The sequence below is a fragment of the Streptomyces sp. NPDC096013 genome (assembly GCF_044763565.1).
GTDB lineage: Bacteria > Actinomycetota > Actinomycetes > Streptomycetales > Streptomycetaceae > Streptomyces.
Map to the genome: position 1 here is coordinate 375,198 of NZ_JBIWGK010000008.1, position 13,415 is coordinate 388,612.

Annotated in this window: 10 protein-coding genes; 4 read left to right on the forward strand and 6 right to left on the reverse strand. The window is 71.4% G+C overall.

Features of this window, described 5'->3' with window-relative positions; genetic code table 11:
• Positions 1-54: 54 nt before the first annotated feature.
• The 6 genes from ACIRB1_RS27445 to ACIRB1_RS27470 form a co-directional block, all read right to left on the reverse strand.
• Positions 55-1,674 carry a S53 family peptidase gene (locus ACIRB1_RS27445; RefSeq protein WP_352179160.1) on the reverse strand — a complete coding sequence of 540 codons (1,620 nt, stop codon included), beginning with the start codon at positions 1,672-1,674 and terminating at the stop codon, positions 55-57.
• Between the two features lie 144 nt (positions 1,675-1,818).
• The gene (locus ACIRB1_RS27450) at positions 1,819-4,695 is read right to left on the reverse strand and encodes an AAA family ATPase (RefSeq protein WP_352179159.1); all 2,877 of its coding nucleotides are present in this window, start codon (positions 4,693-4,695) and stop codon (positions 1,819-1,821) included.
• Positions 4,696-4,989: 294 nt separating this feature from the next.
• A complete protein-coding gene (locus ACIRB1_RS27455; protein ID WP_352179158.1) occupies positions 4,990-5,649 on the reverse strand; it encodes a YceI family protein in 660 nt (219 codons plus the stop codon).
• Between the two features lie 238 nt (positions 5,650-5,887).
• A complete protein-coding gene (locus tag ACIRB1_RS27460) occupies positions 5,888-6,664 on the reverse strand; it encodes a polysaccharide deacetylase family protein (protein ID WP_352179157.1) in 777 nt (258 codons plus the stop codon).
• 145 nt (positions 6,665-6,809) lie between these two features.
• Positions 6,810-8,033 carry a cytochrome P450 gene (locus ACIRB1_RS27465; protein ID WP_403467345.1) on the reverse strand — a complete coding sequence of 408 codons (1,224 nt, stop codon included), beginning with the start codon at positions 8,031-8,033 and terminating at the stop codon, positions 6,810-6,812.
• A gap of 156 nt (positions 8,034-8,189) precedes the next feature.
• On the reverse strand, positions 8,190-9,296 hold the full coding sequence (locus tag ACIRB1_RS27470) for a cytochrome P450 (protein ID WP_403467346.1): 1,107 nt from the start codon (positions 9,294-9,296) through the stop codon (positions 8,190-8,192).
• A 485-nt stretch (positions 9,297-9,781) separates the two neighbouring features.
• Here ACIRB1_RS27470 and ACIRB1_RS27475 point away from each other — a divergent pair, with 485 nt between their 5' ends.
• The 4 genes from ACIRB1_RS27475 to ACIRB1_RS27490 all read left to right on the forward strand — a co-directional run bounded on the left by ACIRB1_RS27475 (position 9,782) and on the right by ACIRB1_RS27490 (position 13,400).
• On the forward strand, positions 9,782-10,567 hold the full coding sequence (locus ACIRB1_RS27475) for a DUF899 family protein (protein ID WP_403467347.1): 786 nt from the start codon (positions 9,782-9,784) through the stop codon (positions 10,565-10,567).
• A gap of 93 nt (positions 10,568-10,660) precedes the next feature.
• Positions 10,661-12,145 carry a purine-cytosine permease family protein gene (locus ACIRB1_RS27480; protein WP_403467348.1) on the forward strand — a complete coding sequence of 495 codons (1,485 nt, stop codon included), beginning with the start codon at positions 10,661-10,663 and terminating at the stop codon, positions 12,143-12,145.
• A complete protein-coding gene (locus ACIRB1_RS27485; protein ID WP_403467349.1) occupies positions 12,142-12,696 on the forward strand; it encodes a cysteine hydrolase family protein in 555 nt (184 codons plus the stop codon). The genes ACIRB1_RS27480 and ACIRB1_RS27485 overlap by 4 nt, the downstream gene beginning before the upstream one ends.
• Positions 12,693-13,400: a GntR family transcriptional regulator gene (locus ACIRB1_RS27490; RefSeq protein ID WP_403467350.1), complete on the forward strand. Its 708-nt coding sequence runs from the start codon at positions 12,693-12,695 to the stop codon at positions 13,398-13,400. The genes ACIRB1_RS27485 and ACIRB1_RS27490 overlap by 4 nt, the downstream gene beginning before the upstream one ends.
• Positions 13,401-13,415 lie beyond the last annotated feature (15 nt).

Genomic DNA, 13,415 nt, shown 5'->3' on the forward strand with positions numbered 1-13,415 from the left:
TCCCGGCCCGCGCTTCGTTCATCGGAGTTCAGTCACTGGGTTCAGCCACCGGGTTCAGCCGAGCAGCTTGGCCGCCAGGGTCGCGGCGTTGTAGGAGCCCCAGCCGCTGGTGAAGTCCCAGCCGGTGGCGGCGGAGTAGGCGCCGTTGCTGCCGCTGGTGATGTCGTGGAAGCCGGTGCCGTTCGCCGTGTAGAGCGCGGGGTTGGCGAAGCCGAGGTTGGCCTTGCCGGACGCCGCGGCCTGCTGGTTGTAGAGCGCGCCGAACGCGGCCCACTCGGGCGCGGCGGCGCTGGTGCCGCCGACCGAGGTCCAGGTGCCCTGCGAGTAGATCGAGACGCCGGGGCTGGGGTTGGCGTGCGCGGATACGTCCGGGACCTGGCGGTAGCCGCCACCGGCGCTCTTCTGGACTGCGGTCTGCCAGCTCGGGATCTTGAAGACGGAGGACTTGCCGCCGCCACCGCCGGACCAGGCGACTTCCTTGCTGAACGCGTTGGCGGAGGTGACGGTCAGCTTGGTGCCGCCGACACCGGTGACGTACGGGTCGCTCGCCGGGTAGTCGACGGTGGTGGTGCCGTCGCCCGCGTCGTCGGAGCCGTCGTCGCCGGAGGCCGCGTAGAAGCCGAGGCCCTCGGCCGCGCCCGTCTTGAACACGGCGTCCACGGCGTTGATGTTGGAGGTGGTGCGCTGGCTCTCGGACGCGCCCCAGCTGATCGAGGTGGTCGGGATGCCGCTGTCGACGATGGCCTGGTAGGTGTCGACCTCGCCGGCGTCGGAGTTCGGGCCCTCGAAGACGGTGACGTTCGCCTTCGGGGCGATCGCGTGCAGGACCTCGATGTCCAGCTCGACCTCGACCTGGCCGTCACCGAGCGCACCGGAACCGCCGTCGACCTTCGACACGGTCGGAGTGGGGGAGCCCAGGCTGTAGTTGGTGTCGTACTTGGTGATGTTGGACTGCTGGAACCCGTCGAACTCCAGGAGCGCGATCTTCTGGCCGCTTCCGGTGTACGTGCCGGAGACGTTGTAACCGCCCTTGAGCTGCGCCGGGGTGTAGCCGCCGCCGGGGCCGTTGCGCGGGGCGACGGTGCTGGTCGCCTGGTGGTGCAGCTGGGCGCGGTTGTTGAGGCCGGTCACGTCGCTGACCAGGCCGGCGATGCCGGTCGGCAGGGTCGGCGCGGTCTCGTTGGCGTAGAAGGCGCGGCCCGACCTGGCGTCCTTCCACGTCGACAGCTTCGTGCCGAACGCCTTCTCCAGCTGCGCGGCGGTGCCGGTGGCGTCGACCAGCAGGTTGCCCGAGTGGACCTTGCCGACGGTGAGACCCTGGGCGCGCAGGTACTCCTTGACCTGCTTCACCTCGGCGTCGGTGCGGCCGAACCGGGCCGCGAACCGGGCCTTCGTCAGGTAGTGGCCGTACGAACTCGACCGGGGGTTGCTGACGTCGGCGATGAAGGTGTCGAGGCCCTTGGCGTTTCTCGGGGTCAGGCTGATGGCCACCGCTATCCGCTTCGTGGCGGAGACGGCGCCGGTGCGGGCCGCGTCGTGGTTCAGGCCCTTGAGGACATCTCCCGCGATGGCGGCCCGAGTTGTGTGCGGCTGCGCGGCGGCGTAGGCGCTGGGGACGGCTGCGGCGAGCAGTGCCGGCACGGCGACCAGGCCGACCAGCTTCAGGCGTGACATCACTGAGGTCCTCCGAGGAGTGGGGGGTTGCTGTCCCGGAAGCGGAACGGCTTCACCGTAGGAACACCGACCCCACCCGCGTAAGCGGGGGAACCCTTGCGTCGTGTGTTAACTGCGGATGTCACATGAACCGCGGATGACAGGTCAGCGACGGTTGTCGAGCGTCCGGGGAGCCCTGACCCGACCGGGCTGACCGACCGTCACCGCCTGTGCGGTGAGCTGCTGTTGGTCGTCGTCGCCGACGCTCACGGCCGCCGCGCCGGACGCGATGACGGCGACCGCCATCGCGTGGGCGAGCGCGGTGCGCGAGCGGACACCGACCTTGCGGTAGACCCGCGAGAGGGTGCCCTCGACCGTCTTGACGCTGATGAACAGCTCGGCGGCGACCTCCCTGTTGGTGGCCCCGCCGCCGACCAGCTCGGCGACCCGGGCTTCCGTGGGCGTGAGTTCGGGATGCCCCTCGCCGTCCCGGTCGCCGGCCTCCAGCCGCGCCAGCTCGTCCCCGGCCCGCGCCGCCAGCGGAGCCGCCCCGATCCGCGTCGCCGTCTCCAGCGCCTCACCGAGCGCGGTGCGCGCCGCGTTCCGGTGCCGGGCCCGCCGTTCCACGGCGCCGAGCGCGATCAGGGTGCGCACCAGGTCCACGGGCAACGGGAGCCGACGCAACCGGTCCACGGCGGCCCGCAGCCGCACCGCCCCCTCCTTCGCCCGGCCGAGCCCCGCCTCGCGCAGCCCCTCCGCCCGCTCCAGCGCCGCCAGCACGCTGCCGGGCGCGTCGGCGGACACCCACGTGCGGGCCTCGTCGATCACGGCACCCGCCTCGTCCGTCTCACCCAGCACCACCAGGGCCTCGGCCAGGTCGCTGTACCAGTGCAGCAGCGGCGGATCGGCGGCGGACATGGCCGCGCCGAGCTCCTTCACGCGGTGCAGGGCCTCGACCGCGGCGGCCGCGCCACGCGGGTCGCCGACGAGCAACTCGGCCTGCCCCAGCACCGCCAGTGCCCGCAGCAGGAACAGCCGGTCGCCGTCCGCCTCCGACGCCCGCACCGCTTGCTCCGCGAGGTGCCGCGCCTCGTCCGCGGTCCCGCCCGCGGTCGCCGCGAGCGCTGCCGCGTACAGCGCCGGAGCGGTCTGTACGCCGGTGTCGGCCACCGCGCGGGTGCAGCGGGCGGCGGTGTCCAGGGCCTCCCGGCAGTGCCCGGCGCGCACGTGGATGCGGGTGAGCGCGACGAGGGTCGCCATGACCTCCTCGACCCCGGCGAACTCCCCTATCTCCGCCAGGAGTTCGGTGACCCGCTGCTGAGCCTCGACGACCTTGTCCGAGTCCAGGGCGAGGATCGCCCGCATCCGGATCAGCCCCCAGCTCTCCGGCCCGGCACCGGCACCGCCGGCCAGCGCGAGAGCCTCCTCCAACGCGACGTCGGCGGCGACCGGTTCACCGCCCAGCGAGCGCACCCGGGCGAGCGTCGCGAGCGCCCCGATCCGGGTCTCCGTGTCACCGGCCACGGCCGCCTGCCGGGCCGCCCGCCGGGCATGCCGGGCCGCGTCCGCCAACTCCCCGCACAGCAGGCCCCGTACGGCCGCCCAGTAGTGCAGCCATGCCTCGGCCTCGGGATCGCCGTCGGCGTCCCGCAGCCCCTCCTCGATCAGCGCATGCGCGCCCTTCAGCGCCTGCCCGGCGTTCCGCAGCAGGACCAGCCGCGCCCGCACCCGCTGCCGCGCGGAACCCGACCCGGCGAGCACCGTCTCGGCCGCCTGCCCGGCCTCCTCCAACTGTCCCGCGTCACACGCGTATTCGGCAGCCGCCAGCAACCGGTCGGCCCGCTGCGCCGGACGGTCACCGGGAGTGCGCAGGGCCGCGAGGGCGGCCAGCTCGAAGGCGGTGTCGGGTGCGCCGTCCCGGCGCGCGGACTCGGCCGCCGACATCAGCGTCTGTGCGGTGGTCTCCTCCTCGTACGGGTGGGCGAGCGCCAAGTGTCGGGCCCGCTCGACGAGTTCGGTGACCGCAGGGGCCAGCAGGGCATGTGCCTTCCGCCGCTCGTGCTCCGGAGCGTCCGCGTAGACGGCGGCCCGGACCAACGGATGCCGGAAGCGTACGGTCCCGTCGGCGTCGGCCACCGCGACCCCGAGCCGCTCCGCCTCCGCGAGATCCGCGGCGGGGTCGTGGAACCCGGCGGCCCGCAGCAGCGTAAGTGTGGGACGGGCGGCGGCACTTGAGACCAGCAGGGCGCGGCGCGCGGTATCCGGCAACGTGCGCGCCTGGTCCAGGAGCAGGGCGCGCAGCCGCCGGGGCACGGGCAGGCTCCGGCCGAGGCCGACGGCCGCTCCGTCACGCGGGGCCGTCCGCCCCAACTCCACCGCGTACCAGGGGTTTCCGGCGGCCGTGTCCTGGACGGCCCGCACCACCGCCGGTGGCAGTTCGGCATCCAGGAGCCGCGCCACCTCGTCGTCCGCCAGGGGCGGCACGGGCAGTTCCACGGTGCCGGGCGGGCAGCAGTACGGCCGTTCGGGCCGCTCACCGTCCGGCACACGCTCGGCGGCCACCACCCGCACGTCCAGGCCCTCGATGCGCCGTACGACGAAGGCGAGTACTTCGGCGGTGGGTTCGTCGAGCCACTGGAGCCCGTCGAGGGCCAGCAACACAGGCCCGGTGGCGGTCAGCGTGCGGAGCACGTCGAGAACGGCGACGCGGACGGCGAGTTCGCTTCGGTCGCCGGCCGGTGTCTCGCCGCGCAACAGGGCTGCCCGCAGGGCGGTTCGGGGTTCGGGTGCCAGGGTCTCAAGGCAGCTCTCCGGCACCCGCGCGAAGAGGTCGACGAGACCGGCGAACGGCAGCCGGGCGTCCTTCTCGGCGGGGGAGCAGTGCAACACCGTGACGGGCGGCTGGATCTGAGCGGTCGAGGACGCCACGAGGGCGGCCAGCGCCACGGACTTGCCGATCCCGGCGGGACCGTACAGCAGTACTCCGCGACGGCTCGTCAACTCGGCACGGGCGGCGTCGAGCAGCTCGCGGCGCCCGGTCAATGACCGTCCTTCCGCATCGAGTCCGGGGACACACCGCCACCGCGGCCGAGCGCGGGGCCGTCGCATAGGCGGTGGTCGCGGGTTTCCCGAGATCTCGGCATGTGTTCATGACAACCGTTGCTGATTCACCTTGTCAATGACGGTCGTGTGTCGACGTGTCTCCTCCGCCGAACGGCGCGACATGTACGCAAACCAGCCACCGAGCCGGGCGCGGCCTCGGCAGCGGATGTCACGGTGTAACACATAACTCGCCCGGCATGCGGCGGCACGGCGTCCGGGCGAGTGAACGTTCCGTCAGACGGTCGGCATCGTGCGGATCGCCGCGATGTCGAACTGGAGGCGCACCTTCTCGCTCACCATCGCACCGCCCTCCGCCAACCGGGAGTTGTAGGTCAGCCCCCAGTCGGAGCGGTCGATGGTGGTGGTGCCGTCGAAGCCGACGCGCTCGACGGAGAACGGGTCGGTGACATGGCCGATATAGGTGAGTTCCAGCACGACGGGACGGGTGACGTCCTTGATGGTGAGATCACCGAGCATGCGGTAGACATCGTTGCCGGCCATTTGCACCGCGGTACTGGCGAACCGCATCCGCGGGAAGGTCGCGGTGTCCAGGAAGTCACGGCCGACCAGGTGGGCGTCGCGTTGTTCCACACCGGTGTCGACACTGCCGGTGGACACCACGATCTCGGCCTGGGAACGGGCCGGGTTACGGCCGTCGAAGTAGAGCCGGCTTTTGTATTCGGCGAAAGAGCCGCGCACGGTCGTCACCATCGCGTGCCGGACGGAGAAGCCGATCCTGCTGTGCGCGGGATCGATCATCCACTCCCCGGTCAGCTCCGCCAGACCGGGATCGGGCAGGCCGGAGGGGGTGGACGCCGGTGGGGCGGCGGGGCGTTGCGGGGCGGCGGGGGATGCCGAGCGGCGGAGGGGCGCAGCACGGTTGAACAGGTTCATGTGTCACGTAGTTACTGCACGTCTGATATCGCCGCAAGCCTTCGCGGTGCGCCGCCGACAGCGCGAATCGGCACTGACACGGTTAAATCCCGTCACCTCGCGGGCCGTTGCCACATTTCCCACACATATTCGTCACGTGGTGGTCGAGGGGCGAGCGGTCCGCGAGGAGTGAATTCCGCGCATTTCATGTCGGACATGTCCGTGGTGAATTACGCCGGACGCCAATTCGTCACACGGTTCAGCGCACCGGGAACCCGAACGCATAGCCCTGCTGCTTCAGCCACGGCAGGATCTCGCGCAGCGCGGCCACGGTCTGTGAACGGTCACCGCCGGCGTCGTGGAACAGGACGGTCGGCCCGTTGGGCAGTTCGCTCTTGACGGTGGCGATGATGGCGTCCGTACCCGGGAGTTCGAAGTCCTTGGAGTCGACGTTCCAGCCCAGCGGGCGCATCCCCCGCGAGGCGGCGAGGTGGCGGCTGTACGGCGTGAACGCGCCGCCCGGTGCACGGTAGTACAGCGGCCGGACCCCTCCCGACGCCTTGGTGATCATGCGCTCGGCGTCCAGGATCTCCTGCGACTGGTAGGCCTCGGACTTCTTGTCCATCGTGGTGTCGTGCGACACCGTGTGGTCGCACAGCCGGTGCCCGGCCGCCACGACCGCCTTGACCAGGTCGGGGTGGGCCTCGGCCTCGGGGCCGATCATGCAGAAGGTGGCCTTCACCCCGTACTCCTTGAGGACTTGGAGCACCTGCGGGGTCCAGGTCGGGTCCGGGCCGTCGTCGATGGTGATGTTGACGCCGTGGGCACCCTGGTCGGAGGCGTGCACAATCTCCTCGGACACGGCGGCCCGGGCGGGGCCCGAACTCGCGGCGGGATGCGCGGAGCCCCTGGCACCCTGCCCGTCGACGACACCGGCCTGCGCGGTCCACACCGAGGTCGCCGCCGCCACCGCGGTCACCCCGACCGCCGCCGCGAGAACCCGCCCGTACCAACCCCGCCCACTGTGCCGCGCCATCTCAGCCCTGCCCTTGTCCTGTTCGAACGACTCCGTGCACTCGTCAGGACGGTGTAAAGGCGGGGGAGGATCCGCCTGTTACCGATCACGGACAATTTCGCCGGAGTTCCGGGACGATCAACGAGCGGGCGCTCAGAAGGTTTCGCTACCGCAGGGCGAGACGGCCGCGGAAATCCTCCGGTACCGGGGCGAAGCGGAGGGCCATCCTCAGGTCCTCGGGGCGGTCGAGGCTCAGCCGGTAGCGCGTGCACAACAGGTGGCACAGACCCATCAGTTGGACTGTCCCGATACTCGCGCCGACACACTTCTTGGGCGCCCACCCGAACGGCACATAACAGGTGCGGTCCGCCGGCCCGTGCGGCGCTCCCGGCAGGAAACGGTCCGGGTCGAAGACGTCCGGCCGCTTCCACACCCGCTCGTCACGGTGGATGAGATGCGGACTCAGCAGATACCAGTCCCCGGGCTCCAGCCGGGTCTTGCCGAAGTCGAAGGAGAACTGGTTGCGCCGCACCAGCAGCAGCGGCGGGCTCCACAGCCGCAGCACCTCCTTCACGAACCGGTGCGTCACCGGCGCCGCGTGCGTCGGCGCCGTACGGAACTCCAGCGGGTCCACGGCGGTCAGTTCCTCGGTGAGCAGCTCCTGCCACTCGGGATGCCGGACGAACTCGTACAGCAGACTCGCGGCGGCCGTGCCCGGCGGGCCGCCGATCGCGGTGAGGACGGTGGTCACCACGTCCAGCGCGCGGTCCATGCCGAGTTGGGGCAGCAGGTCGACGAACGGATCGGCGAGATCCAGCTCGCGCGGCCGCTTCCCGCGCGCCCGCTGCCGCAGCACCCGGCGCACCACGAGCCCGGACCGTATCTGTACGCCGACTAACCGCAGGTGGTGCCATATCCCGGCGGGGGTGGGCGAGACGAGGCGCAGCAGCTTCATCTCCAGGTCACGGCGGACCAGTTCGGCCTCGCCCTCGGTCAGCCCGGACAGCGCGACCGGCAGCATGGACCGCAGCGCCACGTCCTGGGTCAGCATGACCAGATCGACGTCCTCGCCGAGCCGCTCGTCGACGATCCGCTCCATCCGGTCGAGCAGCGCGCCGTGGTGCTCCGCCGTGGCCAGCGTGTGCAGTTGGGTGAGCCACGCGGAACGGATCACGCTCCACCGCACCTCGGTGCTGTGCCGCCGCCGCAGCATGTCGATCAGCCGGTCGTGCAGGACGAACCGGCGCCAGTTCGTGGCACTGACCCGGCGCGCCGCCTCCGGCTCGAACACGCCGAGCCGGGTGTCGTCGACCCAGAAGATCCCGTCCTCGGCCGCGCTGCGCGTGCGGATGGCGTGCAGGAAGTCCTCGGGGTGCTGCGGGGTGGTCATGGTGAGCGTCCCCTCGTGGGGCGCGGGGAGCCGATCGCTGGACGGTTCCCCGCGCCGGGCCGGTCAGATGTGGTGGTACAGGTACCAGAACTGTCCGTACGAGCCTCGGATGTTGAGGACGGACTTCGCCTTGAGATACAGGGCGTGCATGCGCGTTCACCTCCTTCCGGGACAGTCGGAGCGGGGGCTCAGCACCGCGGTGAAACGCGGCGGAGCGAGCGCCGGGCCCACCTGGGGACCGGCGCCGTCCTGGATGACCGACAACCGCCAGTCACGGGTGATGAGTTCGACGAGGTCTTCGAGGAGTCGCATGGTGACGGTCGCCCCGGCGCAGGTGTGCGGCCCGTGCCCGAACGGCAGATACGCCCCGTCCGGCACCGCCCCCGCCCAGCGCTCCGGCACGAACTCGTCCGGCCGCTCCCAGTACATGGGGTGCCGGTGCACCAGGTAGGTGCAGACGGCGAGGAGGTCGCGCGGGGTCACCTCCGCCCCGCCGAGCGTCTGAGCGTGACTCGGTGTCCGCGCGAACAGCCACGCCACCGGCCACAGCCGCAGCGCCTCCCGGACCGTCCAACTCGGTTCCGCCGCCTGGCAGTCGGGATGCGTGCCGAGCAGATACACCGACCAGCCGAGCGCGAAGCCGACCGAGCCGACGGTGGCGAACAGGAAGGAGAGGTACACCTCGGCGAGATCCTTCGGGTCCGACCCGGGGTCGCTCTCGCCGACGACGACGTCGAGCAGGTCACGTGCGTCTCGGGCCGGGTCCAACTGCTGCTGCCTGGCGCGTATTTCGGTATGCAGGACGTTCTGCGCGCGGCGCCGGAAGAGGAGCCGGGACGGTGGTGAGTGACGGTGCCGGGCGCCCGCCAGGACCGCGCGGTGGACGATCTGCCCTACGGTGGCGTGGAGCTGGGGCGGTGCGTCCGGGTGCAGCAGGACGTCGCGCAGATGGCGGAGGACGAGCAGGTTGCCCGCGTCGGGCCAGACGGCGCTGGGAGCGAGGTATCCGGCGACCAGACCCGGCAACTCCGAGCGCCGCGTGTTCAAATGACGGCGCATCAGCACTCGTGCCGCCCGTCCGATCCTGATCTGCGCCTCGCGGGGCCCGAAGTCGCCGTGCCGGGTCCGGTAGAAGTCGGAGGCCTCGTCGACGATGGCGTCCCGGTTGCCGAGCACGGCCCGCGCGGACTCCGGACCGGCCACGCACACCGTGCCCATGGCCGAGCGCCACGCGTCGTGCGTTCCGTCGAACTCCCCGTTCAACAGGGCCAACGTGTCAGGGGCGCGGTCACCGGCACGGTCGTGGGTGCGCTCATCGCGAGGAGTACGAGGAGTACGGGGAGTGCGGCGTGTATGGGGAGAGCGGGCAGCTTCACCATCCCCTTGACGCGTCCCGGACCACTCCATGCAGGCCTCCCTCGAGATCGCGGAGGCGCGGCACCCGTGGTGCGGTGCGCGTGACGCCCCGGCCGATGGGAACAGCGTGCGGACGGGGCGCCGAGGTGTCGCGTGCTGTGCCGGTGAGTGGAACGCGGGTGCGACCACGTAAGGCGTGGCCACGTGTGATGCCGGCACATGTGGTGCCGCAACGTGTCGTGCCGCCACATGTGGGAACCAGCGACGGACCCCGGCCCGCCGCGATGAGTTTCGGCCCCGCCCGGAGTCTGATCCGGTGAGCGCCGTAGTACTGCCTGGGACATACGCCCTACGACGCCCCGCCGCCCGACACGACACACCACGGAGGACCCATGACGACCACACCCGGCACCGGGAGCAGCAGCGACCTCCCCGGCAAGCCGCCCGTCGTAGACATCGCCACCTGGAACGCGGCCCGCGACGAACTGTTGCTCCGCGAGAAGGCGCACACCCGGGAGGGGGACGCGATCGCCGCGGCCCGACGGCGGCTGCCGATGGTCGAGCTCGACGGGAAGGTGGAGGTCGTGGGGGCGGACGGGCCGGTGCCGTTCCTCGATCTCTTCCAGGGGCGCGACGAACTGGTGGTGTACCAGCACATGTGGCACGACCACGCACCCCACCAGGGACAGTGCGAGGGCTGCACCACCACTGTCTGGCACATGAAGGACGCGGTGTACCTCAACGCCCGGGGCGTCTCCTACGCCGTCCTGACCACGGGCGTGTGGGACGAGGTCGCTCCCTTCGTCGAGTTCATGGGCTACACCGAGCCCTGGTACTCGGTGCGCGGCCTGGACGCGCCGATCGGCGGCGGGATGGGCCACATCCTCGCCTTCCTGCGCGACGGCGATCGGGTGTTCCTGACCTACTCCACGACGGGCCGCGGCAACGAACCGGTCAACGGCTCCCTCGCCCTGCTCGACATGACGCCGTACGGCCGCGGCGAGGCCTGGCAGGACAACCCCGAGGGCTACCCGCCCGGCCGCGACGCCTGCTGGTACTGGCGCTCGGACGCCGAAGGGAACGCCACCTGGGGCGAGACCAGCCGTCCCGTCCCGCAGTGGACCCGGCCGGGCGCTACCCCGGTGGAGACCCTGGGCCGGCACGGCGACTGCCACTGACGGGGAGCGAGCGGTCCGCCCCGAGCCCGCCCTTGACGCCCCTCACCACCCGACCTAGCCTCGACTGAACACGTCTAGACAGGTAGGTCGACGATGGCGGACTCCTCCCAGACTTCCCAGTCCCGGCAGCTCCAGGTCGAGACGCACGGCCTCGACGTGATCGGCGACGCCGAACGCAAGGGCACCCCAAGTACCCTGTTCTGGCCCTGGTTCGGAGCGAACGTCTCCATTCTCGGACTGAGCTACGGCGCCTTCGCGCTCGGCTTCGGGATCTCCTTCTGGCAGGCGCTCGTCGCCGGTGTCATCGGGATCGTCTTCTCCTTCCTGCTCTGCGGCTTCATCGCGGTCGCGGGCAAGCGCGGCTCCGCGCCGACGATGGTCCTGAGCCGCGCCGCCTACGGCGTGCGCGGCAACCGGCTGCCTTCGGTGATCTCCTGGGTCCTCACCGTCGGCTGGGAGACCGTCCTCACCTCCCTCGCGACGATGGCCACCGCGACCGTGTTCGGCAGGCTCGGCTGGGGCGGCGGCACGGAGACCAAGGTGGTCGCGCTGATCCTGGTCGGCGCGCTGACCGTCGTCGGCGGAGTCATGGGCTTCGACCTGATCATGCGGTTGCAGACGGTCATCACCGTCGTCACCGGTGTGCTCACGATCGTCTACATCGCGCTCGTCGCCGACCACATCCACTGGAGCACGGTGAGTGCCCTGCCGGCGGGCTCCGCCCAGGAGTTCATCGGCGCGCTGGTGTTCATGATGACCGGCTTCGGCCTCGGCTGGGTCAACGCGGCAGCCGACTACTCCCGTTATCTGCCCCGGAGTTCGTCCAGCAGAGGTGTGATCGGCTGGACGACGTTCGGTGCCTCCGTGGCCCCGCTGCTCCTGCTGGTCTTCGGTCTGCTGCTCGCCGGTTCGTCCAGCACGCTCAACAAGGCGGTCGCCGCCGACCCGATCGGCGCGCTGACGACGATCCTGCCGACCTGGTTCCTCGTCCCGTTCGCCGTGGTCGCCGTCCTCGGCCTGGTCGGCGGCGCGGTCCTCGACATCTACTCCTCCGGCCTGGCCCTGCTCTCGGCGGGCCTCCGGGTGCCGCGCTATCTCGCCGCCCTCGTCGACGGCGTCCTGATGATCGCCGGTTCGGTCTACATCGTGTTCTTCGCCGACAACTTCCTCGGCCAGTTCATGGGCTTTCTCACCACCCTCGGCGTCCCCATCGCCGCCTGGTCCGGCATCATGCTCGCCGACCTCGCCCTGCGCCGCCGCGACTACGACGAGGGCGACCTCTTCCGCCCGCACGGCCGCTACGGCGACGTCCAGCCCACGCCCCTTCTCCTCACCCTCGCCGCCACCGCGATCGGCTGGGGCCTGGTCACCAACACGGCCGCCAGCTGGCTGAGTTGGCAGGGCTATCTGCTCGACCCGCTCGGCCTCGGCGGCAAGTCCGGCGCCTGGGCCTACGCCAACCTCGGCGTCCTGATCGCCCTCGCCCTCGGCTTCCTCGGCACCCTCGCCCTCGGCCGCACCCGCGTCCGGCGCCAGGAGGAACAGGCCGCGAGCCCGGAGGCGGTGGCCGCCGTATGACCGCCGCGACCGGTCACCTCGCCGTCATCGACATGCAGCGCGTCTTCGCCGAACCCGACAGCCCCTGGGCCACCCCGCGCTTCGCCGAGGCGGCGGCAGGCGTACGACGACTGCTCCCGGCCTTCGGCGAACGCGTCACCTTCACCCGCTTCCTGGCCCCCGGGAAGCCCGAGGGCGCCTGGCGCGCCTACTACGACCAGTGGCCCTTCGCGCTCCAGCCACCGGACGCCCCACTGTGGCGGCTGACCGACGAATTCGCCGACCAGGCACGGCAGTTCGTGGACGCGCCCACCTTCGGCAAGTGGACCCCGGAACTCGCCGAACGCGTCGCCCCCGCCGGCCGTCTCGTCCTCGCGGGCGTCAGCACAGACTGCTGCGTCCTGTCCACGGCCCTCGCCGCCGCCGACGCGGGCGTCGAGGTGCTGGTCGTCGCGGACGCCTGCGCGGGCGTGGACGACGACTCCCACGCCAAGGCCCTGCACGTCATGGACCTCTACCGACCGCTGATCCGGGTGGTCACCATCGCCGAGGCGGTCGGGGAGCCGTCATGACCGCCGTCCGGCTCAAACACCAGCGCATCACCGAGGTCCTCGCCAAGGAGATCCGCAGCGGCCACCGCCCCGCCGGCGAACAACTCCCCGGCGAACACGCCCTGGCCCAGCGCTTCGGCGTCAGCCGTACGACCGTCCGCGCGGCCCTCGCCGAACTCGCCGAGGCGGGCCTGATCGCCACCCGCACCGGCAAGGGCTCCTACGTCCTCTTCGACGGCCGCCCCCTGGACGACCGCCTCGGCTGGGCCCACGCACTGGCCACCCAGGGCATCGACACCCGGGTAAGGACCCTCGCGGTGGACGCCCGGAAGGACGAGCGACTGGCCCGGCAACTCACCCTGAAAACACCGGAGTTCGTGTGCGTGGAGCGGATACGCGAACTCGCCGCTGACGCGGTCGTCGTGTCGTACGAACGCAGCTTCCTGCCGCCCGTGCCCGGGGTCCGCGAACTGCCCGCCCGGGGGCTCGACGGACAGTCCCTGACCGAGGTGATGCTGCGGGCCGGGCTGCGGCCCGACCACGGGGAGCAGCGGGTGAGCGGGCGGCGGATCGACGGGCGGGAGGCGGAGCTGCTGCGCCGCGAACCGGGTGACTGGTTCCTCGACACGCGGCGCACCAGCCGGGCGGCCGACGGCTCCTTCGTCGAACATGTCGTGAGCCTCCTCGACCCCGACCACTTCCAACTCACCCTCGAATTCGGCTGACCCGCACCCCCGCAC